Source organism: Candidatus Chlorobium masyuteum (genome assembly GCF_011601315.1).
Classification (GTDB): Bacteria; Bacteroidota; Chlorobiia; order Chlorobiales; family Chlorobiaceae; genus Chlorobium; species Chlorobium masyuteum.
The window spans coordinates 52,280-73,562 of sequence record NZ_JAAORA010000008.1 but is presented as its reverse complement, the minus strand read 5'-3'; the positions used below and the strand labels follow the sequence as shown (position 1 = coordinate 73,562).

At 51.2% G+C, this 21,283-nt stretch carries 18 protein-coding genes; 13 read left to right on the top strand and 5 right to left on the bottom strand.

Annotated features, from left to right (window positions below):
• The first annotated feature begins 23 nt into the window (after nt 1-23).
• Together G9409_RS11065 and G9409_RS11060 are read left to right on the top strand one after the other, a co-directional pair.
• Nucleotides 24-989: a transposase gene (locus G9409_RS11065; RefSeq protein WP_166808816.1), complete on the top strand. Its 966-nt coding sequence runs from the start codon at nt 24-26 to the stop codon at nt 987-989.
• 128 nt (nt 990-1,117) lie between these two features.
• Nucleotides 1,118-1,651 (top strand): hypothetical protein, encoded by a 534-nt coding sequence (locus G9409_RS11060; protein ID WP_166808815.1) that lies wholly within the window; start codon nt 1,118-1,120, stop codon nt 1,649-1,651.
• Nucleotides 1,652-1,914: 263 nt separating this feature from the next.
• On the opposite strand, the gene G9409_RS11055 is transcribed toward G9409_RS11060, so the two are convergent.
• Entirely contained in the window at nt 1,915-2,202 is a 288-nt protein-coding gene (locus G9409_RS11055; RefSeq protein ID WP_166808814.1) for a helix-turn-helix domain-containing protein, read from the bottom strand.
• 344 nt (nt 2,203-2,546) lie between these two features.
• Between G9409_RS11055 and G9409_RS11050 the strand changes: the two genes are divergently transcribed.
• On the top strand, nt 2,547-4,697 hold the full coding sequence (locus G9409_RS11050) for a thioredoxin domain-containing protein (RefSeq protein WP_166808813.1): 2,151 nt from the start codon (nt 2,547-2,549) through the stop codon (nt 4,695-4,697).
• Nucleotides 4,698-4,729: 32 nt separating this feature from the next.
• Here G9409_RS11050 and G9409_RS11045 read toward each other — a convergent pair whose 3' ends face one another.
• A complete protein-coding gene (locus tag G9409_RS11045) occupies nt 4,730-7,468 on the bottom strand; it encodes a PAS domain S-box protein (protein ID WP_166808812.1) in 2,739 nt (912 codons plus the stop codon).
• Nucleotides 7,469-7,734: 266 nt separating this feature from the next.
• On the opposite strand from G9409_RS11045, the gene G9409_RS11040 reads away from it, so the two are divergent.
• Complete coding sequence (locus tag G9409_RS11040) at nt 7,735-8,544, top strand: chemotaxis protein (RefSeq protein WP_166808811.1); 810 nt, start codon at nt 7,735-7,737, stop codon at nt 8,542-8,544.
• Nucleotides 8,541-9,803 (top strand): MFS transporter, encoded by a 1,263-nt coding sequence (locus G9409_RS11035; RefSeq protein ID WP_166808810.1) that lies wholly within the window; start codon nt 8,541-8,543, stop codon nt 9,801-9,803. The genes G9409_RS11040 and G9409_RS11035 overlap by 4 nt, the downstream gene beginning before the upstream one ends.
• Nucleotides 9,804-9,921: 118 nt before the next feature.
• Here the strand turns inward: G9409_RS11035 and G9409_RS11030 are convergent, their stop codons facing one another.
• Nucleotides 9,922-10,167: a hypothetical protein gene (locus G9409_RS11030; protein ID WP_166808809.1), complete on the bottom strand. Its 246-nt coding sequence runs from the start codon at nt 10,165-10,167 to the stop codon at nt 9,922-9,924.
• Nucleotides 10,168-10,422: 255 nt separating this feature from the next.
• On the opposite strand from G9409_RS11030, the gene G9409_RS11025 reads away from it, so the two are divergent.
• Complete coding sequence (locus tag G9409_RS11025) at nt 10,423-11,730, top strand: LptF/LptG family permease (RefSeq protein ID WP_166808808.1); 1,308 nt, start codon at nt 10,423-10,425, stop codon at nt 11,728-11,730.
• Between the two features lie 33 nt (nt 11,731-11,763).
• Here G9409_RS11025 and G9409_RS11020 read toward each other — a convergent pair whose 3' ends face one another.
• On the bottom strand, nt 11,764-12,132 hold the full coding sequence (locus G9409_RS11020) for an acyl-CoA thioesterase (protein ID WP_166808807.1): 369 nt from the start codon (nt 12,130-12,132) through the stop codon (nt 11,764-11,766).
• Nucleotides 12,133-12,370: 238 nt separating this feature from the next.
• On the bottom strand, nt 12,371-14,014 hold the full coding sequence (locus tag G9409_RS11015; protein ID WP_166808806.1) for an NFACT RNA binding domain-containing protein: 1,644 nt from the start codon (nt 14,012-14,014) through the stop codon (nt 12,371-12,373).
• Between the two features lie 251 nt (nt 14,015-14,265).
• On the opposite strand from G9409_RS11015, the gene G9409_RS11010 reads away from it, so the two are divergent.
• The 7 genes from G9409_RS11010 to G9409_RS10980 all read left to right on the top strand — a co-directional run bounded on the left by G9409_RS11010 (nt 14,266) and on the right by G9409_RS10980 (nt 21,257).
• A complete protein-coding gene (locus G9409_RS11010) occupies nt 14,266-14,799 on the top strand; it encodes a deoxycytidylate deaminase (protein ID WP_166808805.1) in 534 nt (177 codons plus the stop codon).
• Complete coding sequence (gene ribD / locus G9409_RS11005) at nt 14,796-15,905, top strand: bifunctional diaminohydroxyphosphoribosylaminopyrimidine deaminase/5-amino-6-(5-phosphoribosylamino)uracil reductase RibD (protein WP_166808804.1); 1,110 nt, start codon at nt 14,796-14,798, stop codon at nt 15,903-15,905. Before G9409_RS11010 ends, ribD begins: the two co-directional genes overlap by 4 nt.
• Before the next feature lie 83 nt (nt 15,906-15,988).
• Nucleotides 15,989-16,405 (top strand): DoxX family protein, encoded by a 417-nt coding sequence (locus tag G9409_RS11000; protein ID WP_166808803.1) that lies wholly within the window; start codon nt 15,989-15,991, stop codon nt 16,403-16,405.
• A 136-nt stretch (nt 16,406-16,541) separates the two neighbouring features.
• On the top strand, nt 16,542-17,042 hold the full coding sequence (tpx, locus tag G9409_RS10995) for a thiol peroxidase (protein ID WP_166808802.1): 501 nt from the start codon (nt 16,542-16,544) through the stop codon (nt 17,040-17,042).
• Between the two features lie 175 nt (nt 17,043-17,217).
• On the top strand, nt 17,218-19,191 hold the full coding sequence (locus G9409_RS10990) for an alpha-amylase family glycosyl hydrolase (RefSeq protein WP_166808801.1): 1,974 nt from the start codon (nt 17,218-17,220) through the stop codon (nt 19,189-19,191).
• Between the two features lie 65 nt (nt 19,192-19,256).
• Entirely contained in the window at nt 19,257-19,913 is a 657-nt protein-coding gene (locus G9409_RS10985) for a riboflavin synthase (protein WP_166808800.1), read from the top strand.
• Nucleotides 19,914-21,257: a replication-associated recombination protein A gene (locus G9409_RS10980; RefSeq protein ID WP_166808799.1), complete on the top strand. Its 1,344-nt coding sequence runs from the start codon at nt 19,914-19,916 to the stop codon at nt 21,255-21,257. It abuts the gene before it with no gap.
• The last annotated feature ends 26 nt before the right edge of the window (nt 21,258-21,283 follow it).

Here is a 21,283-nt window from a genome sequence, read left to right as displayed (position 1 = left end):
AGCAAAATATCTGAGGAGCTGAAATGCCGAGAGGAGCGAGACTTGATGCGCTGGGAACATTGCATCATGTGATTATCCGGGGGATAGAGCGGGGTGCTATTTTTACCGATGATGAAGATCGGAAAGAGTTTTTGCGTCGCACAGGTACTCTTGCGAAGGGTTCCGGCACAGCAATCTATGCCTATGCGCTGATGACGAACCATTTGCATATCCTTCTAAAAAGCGGCGAGAGCGGACTCTCAACCTACATGCGCTGCCTGCTTTCCGGTTATGCTCAGTACTACAACCGTCGCCATAAAAGAGCCGGGCATCTCTTCCAGAACCGTTACAAATCGATTATATGTGAAGAGGAGGCATATTTTGACAAGCTGGTTGCCTATATCCATCTCAATCCACTGAAGGCGGGCATTGTTGACTCTTTTGAGGAACTTGCCCGATATCCCTGGAGCGGTCATGCGGTGCTGATGAAACGGATTAACCATGAGTGGTTTGACCGGGACTATGTGTTGCGCTTTTTCGGCAGTACGGACGGGAAGGCACGAAGCGTATACCTTGCGTTTCTTGAGGAGGAGATGGGATGTGATCGTGAATCGGAACTCTCGGGAGGTGGTCTGGTTCGTTCACATGGCGGGTGGTCGCAAGTGCTGTCGATGCGCAAGCAGGGGTTGAGGGAGCAGGGTGATGAACGGATTCTGGGGAGTGGTGAGTTTGTACAATCGCTGCTTGCAGAGGCCGAAGAGTCTGTTGATAATCAGCTTCCTGCAAGTGAACGGTTGGAGCAGGTGCGGCATGACATTGCTGAAGCTTGTGAGAACGCAGGTATCACCGTTGCATTTTTTCGATCAGGGAGCCGGGGTGGAATACTGCCTGCGTTGAGAAAGAGTCTCGCCGAAAAGTTTACCAGTGAGTATGGCCTGTCACTCGCCGAGACCGCAAGGCAGATGGGAGTGACTACAGGCGCAGTGAGCTCTATGATTCGAAAACGGTGATGTATTGAGAGTTTTATCGCTATTAAACAACGTATAGAGAACAGCCTATTGGAATGCAACCTGACGTGTTTATGCCGTCGGCGCCGGGTTTATAGTATCATGTAACGTTTTTACTGTTTGAGTTATTTATGGAAACCACTGCATCAAGGGAGCTTCTTCTCGATCTTTTCGAGGAATATTCGGAATGGTATATCAGCCTTGCAGAGGATTACGGCAGCCTGCCTCGTTCGATTTCAGGCATCGGGAATAACGGGCGCCAGTTCATCTACGTTCTTGATGGTCTGGAACTGCACCATATGGTTCGGAACAAGTTCATGCGCTTTGTGCTTGAGGACTTCAGCGCCATAGCCTACGCATATGGTTCGCTTGATATCCGTGGTGACAGCGAAGAAGGGGGGGTGGAAGAGGTGCTCGATATCGTTGCGGCCGATACGGAACACTACATCTCAGGTAGCTGGCGGGTGATTCGGGATGCAGAGAGCAAGGTGACGGGTCTGGAGCATGCAGGCACCCGTGAAGGCGATGATCCCGATAAACATTCGGGTTCCTGGTTCCTCAGCGGTTCAATCCGCTTCACCGATGCCGAAAAAGTCAGATACAGAGCGTTATGGTATGAGGCGAAACCGGGTGTCGTTTTCAAAGACCGAAACGCTGCGGAGTGAGGCGATTGCTTGAATAACCATGATGAACTTTTGGCAGATTGGGAACTGGATTCGAATGGAGATCTTCCGTTTTCCATCAAACCCATTACAATAAGGAGATCGTCATGTATCCTTCAGTGGCAAGTAGCTATTCGGGGACCCATGAATGCATAATGCTTCTCTTTGGCAATGCGGGGACGGAACGTTCATAACTGCGTTAACTAACTCCTCCCCGTCCTGATTGACACCCAGCCAGCAACAATTCGTTCGACCGGCCTGAAGAGTCAGGAGGTTAACTCAATCCGGAATTTTTTGCCAAGAACAGCCGCAGCAGAGGAAAGAGTTGCCAGGGTAAGGCTGGTATCTGTCGAATCGAGCAGGCGATTCAATGCGGCACGGCTGGTATGCATTTTTTTTGCCATCGACGTTTTGGTGAGCTTTTGTGCTTTCATTTCTTCAGCTATCTGCCAGGCAATAACTCGCTTGACTGCAACTGCAGTCGTTTCATTCAGAATGCCCTCTTCTTCCAGAAAGTTGTCGAAACTGGTGCCGATGTTGTTTTTATCGATCATCAGGTCTCATCCTTTTTTTTGCTAATTGCAGTTCGTTTTTCGGAGGGGCCTATTATTTTTCGATCGTTAGCCGGTAACTCGCGTAACCAATCTCGTACTGGTTCTGTGCCGTTATCAGTTCTGTAGAACCTGACTTCAAGAGTTGCCTTGTTCATTTTCAAATGTATCAAAATAAATACACTCCGGCAAGCTATTCATTGTTCGTCGCATGGCGGTGCAGTGTTGCTTTCGACTAACTCAGCTAACTCCTCTCGTTTGAAATGCAAAAGCCCTGAACTATTGAGCGCTCAGAGCGGGTTGTAGCTGTTGTGTTACTTCTGCAATCCAGTTTTGATCTGCTCTCAATGACCCAGCCCATCCGAAAACCCAACCGGCTTATCCGTGAAAAAAGCCCCTATCTCCTGCAGCATGCGCTTAATCCGGTTGACTGGTATGCGTGGGGAGGGGAGGCGTTTGAAAAGGCCGAACGGGAAAACAAGCCGATCTTTCTCTCGGTCGGTTACTCTACCTGTCACTGGTGCCATGTGATGGAGCGGGAGTCGTTTGAGAACGCCGATATTGCTGAACTGCTGAATCAATATTTTGTACCGGTCAAGGTGGACCGCGAAGAGCTTCCGGATCTTGACCGGCTCTATATGGATTACGTGCAGTCCACTACCGGCAGAGGCGGCTGGCCGATGTCGGTGTGGCTCACTCCCGACCGTAATCCCTTTTACGGCGGCAGCTATTTTCCTCCCGAAGAGCGGTATGGTATGACGGGGTTTACAACCATTCTTCTCTCTATCGCCCAGCTCTGGCAGAGCGACGAGCAGAAAATAAGGGAGGCATCATCCGGCTTTTTCAGTGATCTGGCAGCTTTTTCTGCAAATCGCTCTGCCGAACTGCCGGATAATGATGAGGCCCAGAAAAACTGTTTCAGGTGGCTGGAATCGACCGTTGACCCGAAGTTCGGAGGGTTCGGCGGAGCGCCGAAATTTCCCCGTCCTGTGCTGCTGAACTTTCTCTTCAATCACGCATACCATTCCGGTAACCAAACCGACAGGAAAAAAGCACTTGAGATGGCACTCTTCACCCTTCGCAAGATGGCTGAAGGGGGCATACATGACCTTGTCAGCGTTGCCGGAAAGGGCGGGGGAGGGTTTGCCCGCTACTCTACCGATGAGCGGTGGCATGTGCCGCATTTTGAGAAGATGCTCTACGACAATGCCCAGCTTGCCATCTCCTATCTCGAAGCTTACCAGTGCAGCGGTGAAACGTTTTACAGGAGTGTGGCCGGGGATATTTTCAACTATGTGCTCTGTGATATGACCTCTCCCGAGGGAGGATTCTACTCGGCTGAGGATGCCGACAGCCTCGAATCCGAATCCGATACTGAAAAGAGAGAGGGGGCATTCTACCTCTGGAGTGCGGATGAGCTTCGCGAAACGATCGGCAATGAAGAGCATGCGGCGATCTTTGCCTTTGTGTATGGTGTTCGTGCGGAAGGCAATGCTCTGAACGACCCGCATGGAGAGTTCACCGGTCGCAATATCCTGATGCTGCAGGCGACTATTGAGGAGACGGCGGTGAAATTCGGTAAAACAGCGGCTGAAATCCGGGATGTGCTTGACGAGGCTCGCGGCAGGCTGTTCACGGCTCGATCCAGAAGGCCGAGACCATTTCTTGACGACAAAATCCTGACCTCCTGGAACGCGCTGATGATCTCCGCCCTCGCAAAAGGGTACAGGGTGCTGCATCATGAACCCTACCTTGCAGCAGCTCGAAAAGCTGCCGCTTTTCTGCTGGATACCCTCTATGACCGCAAGAGCGGCCGTCTGCTCCGCCGCTACCGTGACGGCAGCGCCGCGATTGCGGGGAAAGTTGATGATTACGCCTTTTTCGTGCAGGCGCTGCTCGACCTCTACGAAGCCTCGTTTGAGACAGCGTATCTTCAGATTGCACTCGAAATTGCGGAGCTGCAGAACACCCTCTTTTACGACGAGCTGCATGGAGGATATTTCAGCTCGGCAAGTGATGACCATACGGTTCCGGTTCGTCAGAAGGAGAGCTATGACGGCGCAGAACCAACGGCAAATTCAATTTCAGCACTGAACCTGCTGCGGCTTGGTGAACTGACCGGCAAGGAGGAGTTTTCCAATAAGGCGGAAGAGCTGTTCAGCTCATTCGGAACAACGCTTGCCTCGCAGAGTCACGCGCTGCCGCAAATGTTGGTGGCACTCAACTTTGCCCGAAAAAGAAGGTGCAGAATTCTCTTTTCAGGAGAGCTGCACGCTCCGGAGATGGATCGGCTCCGGGCGGTTGCCGGTGAGCGTTACCTGCCGGGCACGGTTGTTATGCATGCCTCCGCAGAACTTGCCGCGTTGCAGCACGTTCCCGAACCCATACCCCACGACGACCTCGTCCCGCAGGCATCGGTCTGCATTGACCGCACCTGTCTTTTGCCGGTGCGTGAGCCGGAGCAACTTGCAGAACTGCTTGACAGAGGAGTTCAATAGGTTGGTGGTGTGCGTGGGTTGGCAGAGGTGCGTTACTTGCGGAGCAGCAGCCGGATGAGCTCAATCAGCTTCTGTTTGTTGATCGGCTTGCTCATAAAGCTGTCACATCCAGCGTCGAGCGCTTTCAGGCGCTCCTCTTTTGAGGTGAATGCGGTCTGGGCAATGACCGGCAGATCTGCTCGAAGCTTCTTGATCTCCCGTGTTGCCTCAAATCCGTTCATCATCGGCATTTTGATATCCATCAGCACCAGATCAATCTCCGGATGCTGCCTGATCATCTCCACCGCGTCACGGCCGTTCCAGGCATCAAGAATGGTAAGGTTTTCCTCCTGAAGGCTTCGTTTAATAAGAATTCGGCTGACCGCGTCATCCTCTGCAAGCAGAATCGTTGTGCCTCTCAATGAGCCTGTTTTATCCTCATTGACCGTCGAATGGTGTTCAGCTATCTGTAATCCAGGCGGATTAAAGGGGAGTGTAAAGATGAATGTACTTCCGTTTCCCTCTCCGGATTCAACCCGGATGGTACCGCCAAGCATTTCAACATAGGCTTTTGAAATACTCAATCCGAGACCTGATCCTTCATGATGGCGGGTTAATGAGTTATCAACCTGCCTGAAGCGCTCGAAAATGCTCTCCTTCATCGATTCCGGAATGCCGATACCCGAATCGGTAACATAAAACTCAAGGAGATCTCCTTTTCGGCTGTAGCCGATGCCAACCTCTCCTTTTGTGGAGAATTTCAGTCCGTTCTGGACAAGATTTGTCAGGATCTGGGTCAGCTTTGCACTGTCCGTTTCAATCACACTCTCTTCGTTAGAGAGACCCTTTGAGCAGCTTAAAGCGATCTTCTTGTTTGCGGCCAATGGCCTGAAAAAGGTGCAGAGATTTTGCAGAAGCTTGTTGACCTGGGTTGGCTCAACATGAATCATGGTCTCCCCGGCTTCAATACGGGAGATATCAACAATATCGTTAATCAGAGCCAGCATGCGCCTGCCGCTCTGATTAATCAGTTCAATGTATTCAGCCTGCTCCTCACCGGTGAGATGGGGCTCCTTCAGCAGTTCTGCAAAACCGAGGATGCCGTTCATCGGAGTTCGTATTTCATGGCTGATATTGGCAAGAAAAGCTGTTTTCAGCCGGTCACTCTCCTCGGCTTTCTCTTTGGAGGCAATCAGGTCAACCCATAGTTTTTTTTTCTCGGTAATATCCTCCTTAACCGCCACGAAATTGGTTATGACGCCCTTCTGGTTTACAATGGCCGAAACAATGGCATCCTCCCAGTAGAGCTCACCGTTTTTCTTTTTGTTGTGGAACTCTCCGTGCCAGACGCCTCCGGCCAGAATCGTTTTCCAGAACTCTTCATAGACACTATCCTCCATCAGACCGGACTTGAGAATACGGGGATTCTGACCGACCACCTCTTTTTCGGAATATCCGGTGTGTTCGGTAAAGGTCGGGTTGATGTATTCGATATTGCCCTCGGGATCGGTAATGACGACAACGGTGGGACTCTGCTGAATGGCAAAACTCAGGGTTTTGAGTTTCTCCTCAGTCAGCTTGTGCTCTGTGATGTTGGTACTCGTTCCTATGATTCTGTATATATGACCGGTATCGTTGCGAACCGGGTTCAGGATAGTTCTCCACCATGAGGGTTTACCCTTGAAAGCGTGAATCTCTTCGTACGCTGTTGGGCTCCCATTATGAATGCATTGGTCATAATGGGCTGTAACGGCAGCGGCGACTTCAGGTTCAAGCACCTCCTGGGGTGTTTTTCCCGATATCACTTCATTTTTCAACCCTGTCCGGGTTTCATGAAGGCGGTTGATACTCTTGTAGCGGTAGGAGCCGTCAGGGAGGACGTCAATTACAAAAACGGAGTGATTGACAGTGTCATAGATGCTCTGGAGAAAGAGTTTGCCTTCGAGCAGTTTTTTCTCATACTCAATACGGGTTCTTTCATGGCGATTCCTTTCCGATATATCATGAATCACACCGATCGTTCCGCTAAATCCACTCTCATGGTAATACTGTACATGAACTTCACCGAAAAAAAAGGTGCCGTTTTTTTTCATGAATTTCAGCACGATCACGTGAGAGATCGATTGCTTCAGCATCACCTCCTTGTATGCTGAGAGAGCAGATGGTACCTCCTCTTCCGAGAGAAAATCAGTAAAGCGTTGTCCGACTACTTCGTGCTGCTTGTAGCCGGTGATTTTTTCGATAGCCGGAGAGATAAAGGATATCTGCCCGTTTGAGTCGGTAATAAAAACAATCTCCGACATCTGTTCCATAATGGAGCGGAACTTCCGTTCACTGCTCTTTAACGCCTGTTCAGCCTGTTTGCGCTTGGTGATATCATCGAAAATCGCTACGGTGTAACCCTTTTCCGGGCAGTAAATGGATGATTCATACCATTTTTGAAGCGGTTCGAGATAGATGTCAAACTTTTCGGCAATTCCGGTTTCAGCAATCTTGAAATGTTTTTCGAGGAACTCCGGATTGGATTCGGCGATTCCGGGCATCACTTCAGTAATTTTGCGTCCGATAACATTTTTCAGACCGGTCAATTGCTCATACCCTTTGTTGACCTCTATGTGAATCAGATCAACCGGCCGCCCCTCTTCAGTAACCACGCGGCAGAAGGCATAGCCGTTATGCATGAAGTCAATAAAGTTGCTATGAAGCATTTTGCTGGCAGCGGCGGCCACCTTTGTCTCTGCAAGTTTTTTTTGGCAGTTATCTGAAGCGGCTACCTTGTTTTTTTTCGGCATATGCTTGCTGTCATGTTCCTGTCCATAAAAAGGTATACATCTAATGTATGCAAATCCATCCAAAAGAAGCCAAGAGTATCTATGCTTAAGCAGTAAAGAGTGACGGGTTTCTTTCCGCATCAAACTGGTTTTTCGGTAGTTAAACAAGAATATTCACCCTTTCTGTTGGCGGGTAGATTGCGCTAATCTCCTTTTGTTCTTGTATCTTGGGAGATTGAATCTGTTGTCACACCACTTTTTCTGAAACTGGTATAGAGGTTTGGAGTATGCTGAACACCTTGCGTCCAAAGGAGAGGAATATTTCAACGGACAAGCCGGAATGGGTGAATGTGGAGTACAGGTTCTACCCTCTTGCCGAAGCAGTTATTATCGGTGTAGTTGCTTTTTGCGCCATTTTTATAACCACCTGGTTTATCTACTACCACACCCTGAATGCCCAGAAAGGGGAGATTCGTGAGGGTCTGCTTCGATCCGGTGCGATTGGCGCCTTGTTTGTGGATGGTGATCTGCACAGTCAGTTCATATCACGCGATCAGGAGCAGTCAGAGCCTTATCTCAAGGCGCTCGAGCCGCTGAGCAATATCATGCAGGCAGATTCATCCATCGCTTATGTCTATACCCTTGTTATGAAAAACAACAAGGTCTACTTTGTTCTGGATCCCACCCCTTCCGGCGACAGGGATGGGAATGGCCGTGATGACAAGTCGCATATCATGGATCCCTATCCGGAAGCTGGCCCGCTTGTTCTCCGGGCGTTCAGGGAACAGCGGAAAGTTGTCGCCCAGGAGCCCTATACCGATAGCTGGGGCTCCTTTTTAAGCGCATACATTCCGGTTTATGACTCCCGTCACCAGTTTGTCTGTCTTCTTGGAATAGACATTCGTGCCGACAACTATTTCGAAAGACTTGCTCCTATCAGGCGGGCAACGATTCGAGCCATGGTGACAGGATTCTTTGTCTCTTTTCTGATCGCGGCACTCGTCTGGTTTATGCGGAACTTCTCGAAAATAATGAACCACAGCCGCCACAGGATTTATGAGGATTACATGCGTCTGAAGGACGGTGAAAAGTTATGATAGTGAGCCCTTCTGATCATCCGGCAGGTGCTGTTGACACCGCTTCCTCCACCCCGATAGTCTGTCTTCTGTTGAGTGTCCTTGCAACATTCCTTCTCTGTGTTGCCAGGGGAATGGCCGCTGTCATGATACCTATTACGCTGCAAGACAGAGGTTCATCCTCCTCCATGATCGGCGTGGTCATGGCTCTGGAGACCATCGCCGCTCTGTTGATCAGCCTCTCGTTTCCTTTTCTTCTCCGGTTTGTCAATATGAAAGCCGGTCTTGTGCTCTCTACCGTGTTGCGTATACCCTCTCTTTTTCTGCTTGCCTTTACCTCAAACATTTATATCTGGACGTTTGCTGTTTTTCTGAACAGTATAGGGTGTTTTATGTTTATGATTTTGCTCCAGACATGGATTGCCGGTATGAAATTCAAAAGCAACAAGGGTTTGATGGTTGCCCTTTACAGCACCTCTATCTCCCTTGGCTTTGCTTTCGGTCCTCTCCTGATAGATTATTCCAAATGGATATTGCTTTTGTTGATGCCCTCTGTCAGGGATCTTTTGATAACCGGAAGTCATATTTCCGCAGCCACATCAGGCGGCCTGAACGTCCGGTTTGTTTTTCTGTTATCCGCACTGCTCAGTTTTTCGGCACTGCTGCCTATTCTTGCGGGACTCTACATGGTGCCATCCTTCAGGATCAAGGGCGGGGTTGGTATCTGGAAGAGTATCATGCATACCAAGGGGCCGATGTTTGCAATCGCAATGGCCGGTGTCTCCTATTTCGGGGTTTGTGCCTTTATAACGCTTTATGGTATGAGAAATTCTCTGCCGTTACACGAGTCAGCACTCCTGCTCAGCTGTTTTATGATGGGTGCGCTGCTGCTTGAAGCACCGCTGACCTGGGTATCGGATTTTATAGACCGGCGCTATGTTATTGTGATTGCAGCTTTCATGACTATGATTTGCGCGGTCTACCTGCCGATTGCGATCTATGTCAATTATCAGGCGTTCATTCTTCTTTTTTTGTGGGGAGGGGTAACCGGTGCAATTTATTCCACCTCTCTGGCCCTGATCGGCGACAAATATGAGGGAGATGAACTGGTTTCAGCCAATGCCGGATACTCGATTATGGAGGCCTCCGGCGGCACGGCGGGTATTCTCCTGATCGGCTCAGCCATGGAGGTGCTTGGTTCAGACGGTCTTCCCTACGTCATCATGCTTGCGAGCATCCTCTATTTCTCCTTTGCCCTGACCCGCTACCGGGTTGTGTAGCCCCTTGTGTTCGTTCAGGGAGCTTTCATGTTCAGCGGCAGATCGGGTTTGTTCAGGATAACCGCAGGAGAGCAACCGGTTGACTCCCTCTCTGCGGTGAACCTTGACCAGAGCTATCTCAGAGCCTTATGTCCACTCTGGTACGGGTGTTGTGATGATGGTGCCTGATCTCATGATGCCGTGTCCGAATGACAATACGGCGAGGGGCTCTTCTATGGACGTAGCGGAGATGGTGATGATGGCCCCTGTTTTGGCCAACCCCGATCCCGACGTTTACTGTTACTTTTGCCCGGGCATCAGCAAACGGAGTTGATAGAAGCATTCCTGCAATTCCTGCGACTAACCAGATGTTGGTTTTCATCATTACGCTCCTGTTTACATGTTTTAGAGACGGGGGGAAAGTATTCGAAGCGTCAGAGGGTGCTTGTACTGTTGTAACACGGCTTCTTCCGGGTTAGTTCAGCCGAAGGCAGCAAACGAGCCTTTGCAGGTCGTTGACTTTTTCATAACCGGTCTGATCAAAGGGATTTTATTTTATATTGATGCAGATCATGCTCCGGCTATCTCACCTGCCTCTCAACGGCAGTGATGAACCGGAGAGAAGTGAAAGAGACTCGTTATGAAAATTATTGACCGCTACATCCTGAAATCCCATGTCGGGCCCTTCCTTTTTGCATTCATCACGATTCTGTTTGTCCTGATCCTCCAGTTTTTTGCCAGTTTCGCCGACCGGTTTATCGGCAGGGGAATTGCATTCTCCGCGATTCTTGAGCTGATTATCCTCCAGTCTGCCTGGATGGTAGGGCTTGCAGCTCCCATGGCCGTGCTCATTGCGGTGGTGATGGCATTCGGTTCCCTTACCACAAACTCCGAGATGACGGTCCTCAGGGCTTCGGGCATCTCCCTTTACCGCCTCATGTTTCCGGTTCTCTGTACCGCTCTTCTGCTCTCTCTCGGTGTTGAGCGGTTCAACAATATTGTCCTTCCCCAGGCGAACTACTATGCCAAGTCGCTCATGGTTGATATCGCCAGGGCGAAACCGGCGTTCGGGCTGAAAGAGAACGCCTTTTCAACGCTTGTGGATGGTTATTCCATTCTTGTTCGTGAAGCCGATGATCAGTCAAAGGAGATCAGGGGTGTCGTGATCTATGATCGCTCCCGACCGAATTTCACCACGATGGTGACAGCAGAGCGGGGAACGATTGAGTTTTCAGGCGACTTCCAGTATCTCGTCATGACGCTCCTTGACGGTGAAATCCATCAGGTAAAGCAACCGGCGCACCAGGTCTACCGAAACCTGAGTTTCAAAAAGTATCGCTTTGTCTTTGAGTCGTCAGGGTTTGGATTTGCCCGCACTTCCGCCAACCGGATGCGTACCGGAGACAGTGAGCTCTCGGCAAGGGAGTTACTCTCTATTGGCGACGAATTTCAAAAAAGGATAGCTGCATCTGAAAAGCGCATCAATTTGTCGCTTGAGAGCATGAATCGTCAGATAGCAGGAAAGGGTTCCGGGGGGAGTGCGGACGAGAGCCGCAAAAAGGAGATCTCTGCGGAAGGCTCTGTTGACAGGCAGCTCGCAGCGCTTGACGCTGAACGCCAGAGTATCAGTGCAAACCGGAGTATGTACAACCGTTATATGGCCGCCTATCACAAGAAATATTCGCTCTCCCTTGCCTGTTTTGTTTTTGTTCTGGTTGGAGCACCTCTCGGCGTTCTTGCGCGTCGTGGCGGGTTCGGAGTCGGTGCAGGCATGTCGCTGCTCTTTTTCGTGCTTTACTGGATGCTCATGATTTCAGGCGAGACCATTGCCGAACGCGGTCTGCTGGACCCCATGCTCTCAATGTGGCTCGGTAATATTGTCATCTCGGCCATCGGCATTCTGCTTGCTTTCTCTCTGAACCGCTCGATTTTTAACACTACCCGGTAACAGAGCGTGCCGCTCTTCGCTTCAGCATGTTTTTCAATGTGGACTTCCGGCGCAGAGCGCCTTTTTGACCCCCTTCTCATTCAGGCAGACAAAGGTGATGTTGGTGCTGAACACCAGAACCCTGCCGCCGGTATCAATACTCTTTTTGAAGACATTCACGGTGTACTCGATCGAGGTGTGGCCGATTTTGCTTTTTTCCGTGACAAAGCAGAGGATTGTGCCACCCCTTATGCTCTTTTTGAACTCCACCTTGTCCATACCGACGGTGACAAAGTTGCAGCCCGGATAGTCAAGCGAAACGGTAATGTAGCTCACCTCGTCAATCCATTTCAGCAGGTTTCCGCCAAAGAGAAAGCCGTAGTGGTTGAGGTGTTCGGGCAATACGAGTTTATAGGTTTCCATTATATCATTGCTTGAGTTGAGATGCACGCTTTTTCATCAAGATAGCCCGATACATCGCCTTTCAGAAATGGATAATCACAAGGGCACCTCTATTTATTTATTCCGAAACCCGATTACTGCGTTGGGTGGTGCTCGAAATCCTTATGTACTACGTGTACACTCCGGTTTCTGTGCTCCATCCGCCTTGTCCTCGGGCTTCTCACGACAATAAATAGAGGCGCCCATAATTGCGTCGCTCTTAATTTGTCTGTTCATCCTTTTCCGGACGAACCATCACCACATCTTCGCGTTCAACGATCACCTGTCCGGGTGCAAGTCTCTTTCCCCGACGGACATATTTTTTCAGGGTGTAGATCACCGGAACAAGTTTTGAGTGTTTGGCTGCGGAGTACCATGCGGCTATCCCGGCGGCTTTTCTGATTTCAGCCTTGTGGTGAAGCGATGCCCCTTTCAACAGACAGTGAGATCCGGCAGCCCCCCGGGCATGGAGCCAGATGTCGTCCGGTCTGCTGTGGCTGAAGGTCAGCAGCTCATTGTTCAGGGCATTTTTGCCGATCAGGAGCGTTATGGAGGGGGAGATCTGAACACTTCTGAACGGCAGATGGCTTTCGCCCCCTTTTACCTGGCGACCGCCGGCTTTTTTCCCGCTTCCGCCATGATTCTCAATAAACCTGCGGGCCTCTTTGGGTGTCGTGACCGCTTCGGTTTCGGCAAGCAGTGCTTCCAGCTCTCTTTTTTTCAGCAGAGTAGTGGCATGCCGGGCCTGCAATGTGTTGAGTTTCCCTCTCGTTTTTGATGCCTTGGCAAAATACTCTTCGGCATTTTCGCGCAGAGAAAGCGCCGCTTTGAGGGTAATGGTCACTTCGCTCTCCGGATTATCCGTATCAAATATGTTTTTTACGCTTATCGTGAGCGGATCCGCTCTCTCCTGATAGAGCGAGGCGATGAGGAGATGGCCGGAGAGGTCATAACTTGCAGCAATTTTTTCAAGCAGCCCGGGGTTGTACTGTTCAAGCTCCTTTCCGGTTTTGGTGAGCTGCTGCACCAGTTTTGCCCGATAGGCCTTCAGCTCATCCGCCGTGTCAAGATAGCGGCAGATTCTTGTGCTGTATACCGAGAGCCCTTCGAGTACTGAATCATATCGACCGGTATCGGCCGGAGCGTTGTGCAGCAGGGTGAATCCCGGTTCGCCGTTCCCCTTTTCCGTCACCTGAACCACCGGGTCCAGCAGCTCGTAAAAGAGTGACCGGAATGCCCCGAAGAGTGCCTCCGGGTTCTCGCTCTCATCGGCCCGTTTCATCACTTCCACGGCAAGCGTGCGGTCGAATCCAGGGAGGATCACCGAGAGTCTTTGCGGCGTGCTGCCACTCTCATGGTTGAAGAGGCTGATAAACCGGACTTTGTCGAGGGCGAGTGTTTCGAGTGTTCGTAAATATCCCGGACTCTCATCTTCTGTCGGATATGGTTTGCCGAGATGGTCGGTTTTATGTTTGAAGGCATCGGTAACCAGGTTCTCACGAACCAGAAAAACGTTGCTCTTCGGGTGAAAGAGCTGCAGCACAAGAACGGAGTGATCCTCAAGACGGATTCGGATGACTCTATCGGAAGATGCGATTTCAACAGAAGTGACCCTCACTCCGTAAAGTTCGCTCATGAGGGTTGCTGCATTTTTCCCTTTGTGCTGAAAACCCTCTTTTGTGTAGATAGAGAGTTGCGGTGAGTGTGTGACCACGACAAGCTGCATGTGGTGGTCATGAATGGTTTTGAAGCCGATTCGAAGCTCGTTTTTATGCTCTGAACAGATTTCGGTGACTCTCCCGCCTGCAAGCTTTTCATGCAGTTCCATTGCCGCATGGTAGAGTGTAAAGTAATTACGATGCATAAGATCCGAATCAGGGTTGCGGGAGCGCGATCTTTTTCCCTATTTTATCGTGTGCCTCTATTTCTTTGTTCCGCGATCCGATTGCCTTGTTGAGCGGTGCTCGAAATCCTCATGTACTCTCGTGTACACTCCGGTTTCTGCGCTCCGTTCGCTTAGCACGCAAATCGCTCACGACAAGCAAGAGCGGCACACTAAAGGACTGAATGGTCTATAGGGTCACATATTGTTTCAATTTATCAAAAAAGAGGACTATGCAGGAAGAATCAAGGTCGGATTGCGGTTGCTCATGCGGTGGAGAGGGCGGCGAGGCCGGGGCTGAAAAGAGGCTTGGCTGGCATGAATATTTCATGAGCGTCGCGCATCTTATCTCCCGACGGGCAACCTGTACGAGAGGCCATATCGGGGCGGTTATTGTCCGTGATCACAATATTCTTTCGACCGGCTATAACGGAGCGCCTTCCGGCCTGCCTCACTGCAATGAAACTACCTGCCGGATTTACCGAAGTACCCATCCTGACGGAACGGTCGAGGAGAACTGTGTCAATACCATCCATGCGGAGATCAATGCCATAGCTATGGCCGCAAAACATGGAGTCTCCATCGGTGAAGCTGATATCTACATTACCTCAAGCCCCTGTATTCACTGCCTTAAAGTGCTGATAAACGTAGGCATAAAAACAATTTATTACGACAAGCCCTACAAGATCGAGCATATAGACGAACTGCTCAGGCTCTCTGGTATCCGGCTGGTCCAGGTCTCTGCGGGAGCGAATCCGGCGGCATGATGAGTCTACTCTGTGATGATACGGTATACATGAGCCGCTGCATTGAGCTCGCCCTGAAGGGTGGCGGCACGGTCAGTCCGAACCCGATGGTCGGGTCGGTGATTGTCTGTGACGGCGTGGTCATAGGGGAGGGCTTTCATGAGCGCTATGGGGCTCCTCATGCCGAGGTCAATGCCATTGCTTCAGTGGCCGACCAGGAGCTGCTCCGGCGTTCCACTCTCTATGTTAACCTTGAGCCCTGCTCCCATTTCGGCAAAACCCCTCCATGCAGTGATCTGATTATTGAAAAGGGAGTTCCGAGGGTGGTGGTCGGTTGCCGTGATCCCTTTGTATCTGTTGCGGGCAAGGGGATTGCAAAGCTGCTTGCGGCAGGTATTGCAGTTACCGAAGGGGTGCTTGAAGCTGAATGCATGAAGCTCAACGAGGCGTTTATCAAAAGTCATACCTCAGGCTTGCCTTTTGTTTCTCTGAAACTGGCCGAGACGCTGGATGGTAAAATTGCAACATCGCTCGGCGCCTCCAAATGGGTTACCGGGGAAGCGGCAAGAATGGAGGTACACCGGCTCCGCGCGCTCTATGATGCCGTTGTGGTGGGTGAAGCTACCGTTCGCTGTGATGATGCAGAGCTTACCGTCAGGCACTGCAGCGGTCGCAATCCTCTCCGTGTTGTGCTTGACCGGCGGCTGAGTCTTCCTGTAGAATCGAAAATATTCAATACTGAAGCCCCGACCATTCTTTTTGCCTCATCAGCCTGGGAAGGTCTTGAAAAAGCAGGGCTCCTCAGAGAGCGGGGAGTGACGGTGCTCTTTGTTCGTGAGCATGCAGGTGAACTTGATCTGCGCCAGGTGCTTGCAGAGCTGCACACACGCAGGATTCTCTCTATACTCGTTGAGGGAGGGAGCCGGCTTTCGGCTTCGTTCATACGGGATCGGCTGGTTGACAAAATCTATATGTTCATTGCGCCCAAGCTCTTTGGCGGAGACGCATTGAGCTCGTTTGCCCCGCTCAATATCAGCATGCCAAATGAAGCTGTAGCCCTGAAGTTTGAAACGCCGCGCTTTTTCGGCAGTGATTTGCTGTTGGAAGCCTATGTTCAAAGCCTGTAGCGGTGCCGGGATGTTTGTTTTTTTGTGGTTTTTAAAACATGATAGAGTTAATGGCTAAAAAATATACCAATAGGAGGGCGCCTATGATGGACCGTCTTGTCAGTAACAATGACCTGGGAAAGCTGTTGATTCGGCTTTCGGTAGGAGGGCTGATGCTCTTTCACGGGGTTAACAAGCTTCAGCATGGCTACGGCTTTGTAGAGCAGATGCTGCTCAAGGCTCATTTGCCGGGCTATCTTTCACACGGTATTCTGCTCGGAGAGCTTCTTGCGCCGCTCTTTATCGTACTTGGAATCTTTACCCGTCCGGCGGCTCTTATTGAGGCATTTGTTATGGTGATGGCAGTCTATCTGGTTCATACCGGCCAGCTTTATTCTCTTGGCGATCATGGTGCATACGCCCTTGAAGTGCAGGCATTCTATCTTTTCGGCTCTCTTGCGATCTTCTTTTTCGGTGCCGGGCGATACAGCTTTTCACGGGGTGGAGGCTTCTGGAATTAAGTGAAAGAGAAGATTTTTGGTGAAATTTTTTTGAACGCATTCATCTTCTTTGTGGTTGTATAGCTGTCGTCCAGGCTTTAGCGCCGATGACACCGTTTTTTGCCGGATACTTTTTTTAATTTTTAAACGCTGTTTTATGGCACACATTACCTTGAAGGGCAACGCTGCCGAGACAATCGGTACACTTCCCGTAATCGGGTCTGACGCCCCCTTTTTCTGTCTGGTGAAAACCGATCTTTCAGAGGCCGGACCTGCTGATTTTGCAAGCCAGAGACTGGTTCTCAATATCTTTCCAAGCCTTGATACCCCGGTCTGTGCCTCTTCGGTAAGGCGCTTTAACCAGGAGGCCGCGCAATTTGACAACACCGTCGTGCTCTGTATCTCTGCCGATCTGCCCTTTGCGCACAAGCGGTTCTGTGAAGTTGAAGGGCTGAAAGATGTTGTTTCGCTTTCGGTATTCCGTTCTCCCGAATTCGGTCGTGATTATGGCGTCACCATTACGTCCGGTCCGCTCAAGGGGCTTCTTTCACGAGCTATTGTGATTGTTGATGCTGACGGCAGGGTTGTCTATACCGAACAGGTGCCTGAAATTACACAGGAGCCGGATTACAGTGCAGCGCTCAAGGCGCTTGCCTGATTATGCAAATAATCTGCTGTGTGTTTTGATGACAGTGCCGCTCCCGACCAGTCGGAATCGAAATCTTCAAGCCGGCAGTGATGCCGGCTTTTTTGTTGTCCGGAGAGGCAATTGCCCTTGAGGATTTCAGTTGTGCGCTATCGAACGTTATCTTGATTCACTCATATAAACCATTATGCTCATGGTTTCGAAGAGAAAGGATCCTGCGTATTCAGCCGTTGAACGCCGGCTTGCTGATATTGATTTTCAGGCACTGGTCGAAAACCGGCACTTTTATCCTTCACCGGCTTCGTGGGAGGATGAAGTGCTCTATTTTCTTTTTCTTGACCGGTTTTCGGACGGAAAAGAGTATGACGGCTTTTGCAACAGTGAGGGGGTTCCGGTTACTGCCCTCCCGGGAGAGCGTACGACACCGCTTTTCAATACTCTGACTGATGAAGCGACTGCCTCCCCCGAGAGCTGGTTTGAGGCCGGAAAACGGTGGTGCGGAGGTACTCTTGCCGGCATGAAAGCGAAGCTTGGTTATCTCCAAAGGCTCGGAATAAGCGCTATATGGGTCAGTCCTGTTTTCAGGCAGGTCACCGGGAGCAACGATTATCATGGTTACGGTATCCAGAATTTTCTTGATGTCGATCCTCACTTCGGAACGAGAGAGGAGTTGCGGGAGTTTGTCAGGGCTGCGCACGATCTCGGTATCAGGGTGATCCTTGATATCATCATCAACCATGCCGGAGATGTGTTTGCCTACGAAGGTAATCAGCGCTATTTCTATCACGGAGGTACGTCCTGGCCGGTGAGCGGATACCGGTTGTCGAGCGGTGAAGAGGGAGGCATCCCCTTTGATGCGGCTCCTCTGCCGTTTCAGAGCGGCGCATGGCCGGATGGGGCGGTCTGGCCTGAAGAGCTCCAGTCACCTGATACCTGGACCTGCCGGGGAGAGATACAGGAGTGGGATTCGTTTCCGGAGTTTCTTGATGGTGACTTCTGTACGCTCAAGGATATCTGTCTCGGTGAGGCGCTCAGGGATCCGGATTCCGTTCAGGATATTGAAAGGCGTATCAGAGCGTTCAGGGTGTCAGAGGCGCTTCGTCATCTGACTGACGTCTACCGCTTCTGGATTGCCTTTGCCGATATAGACGGCTACCGTCTTGATACCGTCAAACATATGGAGCCGGGAGCCGTGCGCTTTTTTGCGACAGCCATCCATGAATTTGCCGAGTCGATAGGGAAGGAGAACTTTACGATTATCGGCGAAATAACCGGAGGGCGTGCATACGCTGCCACAATTCTTGATACGACCGGCCTCGATGCCGCGCTCGGTATCGATGATATACCCGACAAACTCGAATTTCTTGTCAAAGGGTGGCGAAGCCCCGGAAACCCCGATACGGAAGCCCAGGAGGGTTATTTCGATCTTTTCCGCAACAGTATTCTTGATAACAGGCGAAGTCATCAATGGTATGCCAAGCATATTGTTACCATGCTCGACGATCATGACCAGGTAGGTGTTCGTCACAAGTTCCGGTTTTGCGGTGATGCCGTGCGGAGTGCCCGGCTGCTTCCCGCTGCGCTCGGGTTGAACCTGCTCTCTGCAGGCATCCCCTGTATCTATTACGGTACAGAACAGGCGTTCAACGGCGCAGACCGCCGCACCGGTGATGATTCCTACAGTGATGTATTCCTTCGGGAGTGTATGTTCGGCGGCGGTTTCGGCTCTTTTCAGAGCAGCGGAAAGCACTTCTTCAATGAACAGCATGAGGCATACCGCTTTGTGCAGGATGTGACCCGTTTGCGCCGTGAGCATATAGCCCTTCGCCGGGGCCGGCAGTATCTGCGGCAGGTATCGGAAAGCGGACGTGAAGGGGATTTTTACTATCCCCAGCCGGTAAATGGCGAGTTGCACTGGGTGGTTGCATGGTCGAGGATTTACGCGGGATCGGAATTTCTCTGTGCGATTAACACCGACACCGAGCATGATATTCAGCTGTGGGTTGTGGTGGACAACCGCATAAACAGCTCACCGGGCACGATGAGCTGCCTCTACTCCACCGATGCCAGGCAGTGCGGTGAATCGGCCCCGCTCATCGCTGTTCATGGTTCGGCTCTGCAGATCAGAGTTCCGGCAGCAGGGTTTGTTGTCTATCGCTAAGGTGATATATTGAAAGAAAAAGGGTTATGATTCTGTTGCACTACTGAAAGGGAAAGGTATTAGCCATGTTTACCGGAATTATCAAGGATGTCGGCCGGGTGAGGGGAGTGGTACGGCAAAAGGGGGGGCTGCGGCTCCGGGTTCACTACACGAATCCTGCCGAATTCAGCAATCTTTCGATTGACGAGAGTGTCAGCATAAACGGTGCCTGCCAGACGGTTGTTGCTCTTGGTGAGGGGTGGTTTGAGGTCGATACGGTTGAAGAGACCCTCAGCAAGACGACGCTCGGAGAGCTCGGTAACGGTTCACTGGTCAATCTTGAGCGGGCGGTTCGTCCACTGGATCGACTGGGCGGCCATTTTGTACTCGGTCATGTTGATTGTGCGGCATCTGTTCATGAGATACGCGAGCTTGGCTCAAGCCGGGAGCTCTGGATCAGCTTTCCTGAAACCTTTACCCCCTTTATAGTCTCTGCCGGTTCGATCACGATTGACGGCATCAGTCTGACGGTTGCCAAGCTTGACCGGCTCCGCTTTGCCGCCGCTGTCATTCCCTATACCTTTGCCCATACGACTATCAATGATCTTAAAGCCGGAAGCAGGGTTAACCTTGAGTTTGATATTCTCGGAAAATATGTTGCCCGACAGATTGGCATGCGTTCATCTTCAGCCCCGGAGGCATCAACGATCAATGAGGCATGGCTGCTTGATCAGGGATTCTGAATGAGTGACACTCCCAACATGCCGCCGGATCTCTTCGGTTTTTCCCCGGCTCCCGAAAGCGGGAACTACTTTCAGCCCCTTGCCGAGCGGGTTCGCCCCCGGTCGCTTGACGATATGGCAGGGCAGGAGCATCTTGTCGGCCCGTCTGGCCCGCTTCGCCGCTTTATTTCAAGCGGTCAGCTTCCCTCAATGATCTTCTGGGGGCCGCCGGGATCGGGTAAAACCACCCTTGCCGAAATCTGCGCAGCTTCACTCAACTACCGTTTTGAACAGCTTTCAGCGATTGATTCGGGGGTGAAGGATGTGCGCAAGGCGCTTGACAATGCACAAAAGTCAAGAGCTTCCGGTCTGCGCACCATCCTCTTTATCGACGAAATTCACCGCTTCAACAAGGGGCAGCAGGATACGCTGCTGCACGCCATTGAGCAGGGACTCATCGTTCTTATCGGCGCTACAACCGAGAACCCCTCTTTTGAAGTCAATGCCGCCCTTCTGAGCAGGATGCAGGTCTATATTCTCAAGCCCCTCCAGAGTGAGGAGATTTTGGCGGTCATCCGGCGGGCGCTCAAAGAGGACCGGCTTTTCGGTGAGCTTCAGATTGAGATTGCCGATCCCGATTTTCTGTTGCAGTTTGCCGGAGGTGATGCGCGCAAGGCGTTGAACGCCGTTGAAACGGCGCTCTCTCTGCTCCCGCAGGATCAAACGGAGATTGTGCTCGACCGGGAGCTGCTCGAACGGGCGCTGCAGCACCGGGCACCGGTATATGACAAGGGAGGCGAGAACCATTATGACGTCATCTCCGCCTTTATAAAGTCGATGCGCGGTTCAGATCCCGATGCCGCGCTCTTCTGGCTGGCAAGGATGATCGAAGGGGGCGAAGACCCCAAATTCATTGCCCGCAGGATGGTGATTTTTGCCAGCGAAGATATCGGCAATGCCGATCCCTATGCCATTACGCTTGCGATTTCGGTCTTTCATGCCGTTGAACTTATCGGTATGCCCGAAGCGCGCATCAATCTGGCGCAGGGGGTTACCTATCTGGCCTCGGCCGCAAAATCCAACGCGAGTTATCAGGCAATCAATGAGGCGCTCAGGGAGTCGGGCTCGATGCAGGATTTGGCGGTTCCGCTTCACCTGCGCAATGCTCCGACAAAACTGATGAAACAGGAGGGATATGGCGCGGGCTATAACTATCCCCACAGCTATCCGGGCCATTTTGTCCGGCAGGACTATTTTCCGGATGGTATGGATCCGAAGCCTTACTACCGGCCCGGAGATGAGGGGAGAGAGAAGTATCTGAAGGAGCGTCTCTCCGGACTCTGGGTCGAGCGCTACCGGTTATGATTTTTACGAAATACCAGGCTCTTTGT

Bases quoted from the DNA above. Each gene is read 5' to 3' on its own strand.
- G9409_RS11065 (WP_166808816.1), top strand. From the start codon at position 24: ATGCCGAGAGGAGCGAGACTTGATGCGCTGGGAACATTGCATCATGTG.
- G9409_RS11060 (WP_166808815.1), top strand. From the start codon at position 1,118: ATGGAAACCACTGCATCAAGGGAGCTTCTTCTCGATCTTTTCGAGGAA.
- G9409_RS11055 (WP_166808814.1), bottom strand. From the start codon at position 2,202: ATGATCGATAAAAACAACATCGGCACCAGTTTCGACAACTTTCTGGAA.
- G9409_RS11050 (WP_166808813.1), top strand. From the start codon at position 2,547: ATGACCCAGCCCATCCGAAAACCCAACCGGCTTATCCGTGAAAAAAGC.
- G9409_RS11045 (WP_166808812.1), bottom strand. From the start codon at position 7,468: ATGCCGAAAAAAAACAAGGTAGCCGCTTCAGATAACTGCCAAAAAAAA.
- G9409_RS11040 (WP_166808811.1), top strand. From the start codon at position 7,735: ATGCTGAACACCTTGCGTCCAAAGGAGAGGAATATTTCAACGGACAAG.
- G9409_RS11035 (WP_166808810.1), top strand. From the start codon at position 8,541: ATGATAGTGAGCCCTTCTGATCATCCGGCAGGTGCTGTTGACACCGCT.
- G9409_RS11030 (WP_166808809.1), bottom strand. From the start codon at position 10,167: ATGATGAAAACCAACATCTGGTTAGTCGCAGGAATTGCAGGAATGCTT.
- G9409_RS11025 (WP_166808808.1), top strand. From the start codon at position 10,423: ATGAAAATTATTGACCGCTACATCCTGAAATCCCATGTCGGGCCCTTC.
- G9409_RS11020 (WP_166808807.1), bottom strand. From the start codon at position 12,132: ATGGAAACCTATAAACTCGTATTGCCCGAACACCTCAACCACTACGGC.
- G9409_RS11015 (WP_166808806.1), bottom strand. From the start codon at position 14,014: ATGCATCGTAATTACTTTACACTCTACCATGCGGCAATGGAACTGCAT.
- G9409_RS11010 (WP_166808805.1), top strand. From the start codon at position 14,266: ATGCAGGAAGAATCAAGGTCGGATTGCGGTTGCTCATGCGGTGGAGAG.
- ribD (WP_166808804.1), top strand. From the start codon at position 14,796: ATGATGAGTCTACTCTGTGATGATACGGTATACATGAGCCGCTGCATT.
- G9409_RS11000 (WP_166808803.1), top strand. From the start codon at position 15,989: ATGATGGACCGTCTTGTCAGTAACAATGACCTGGGAAAGCTGTTGATT.
- tpx (WP_166808802.1), top strand. From the start codon at position 16,542: ATGGCACACATTACCTTGAAGGGCAACGCTGCCGAGACAATCGGTACA.
- G9409_RS10990 (WP_166808801.1), top strand. From the start codon at position 17,218: ATGCTCATGGTTTCGAAGAGAAAGGATCCTGCGTATTCAGCCGTTGAA.
- G9409_RS10985 (WP_166808800.1), top strand. From the start codon at position 19,257: ATGTTTACCGGAATTATCAAGGATGTCGGCCGGGTGAGGGGAGTGGTA.
- G9409_RS10980 (WP_166808799.1), top strand. From the start codon at position 19,914: ATGAGTGACACTCCCAACATGCCGCCGGATCTCTTCGGTTTTTCCCCG.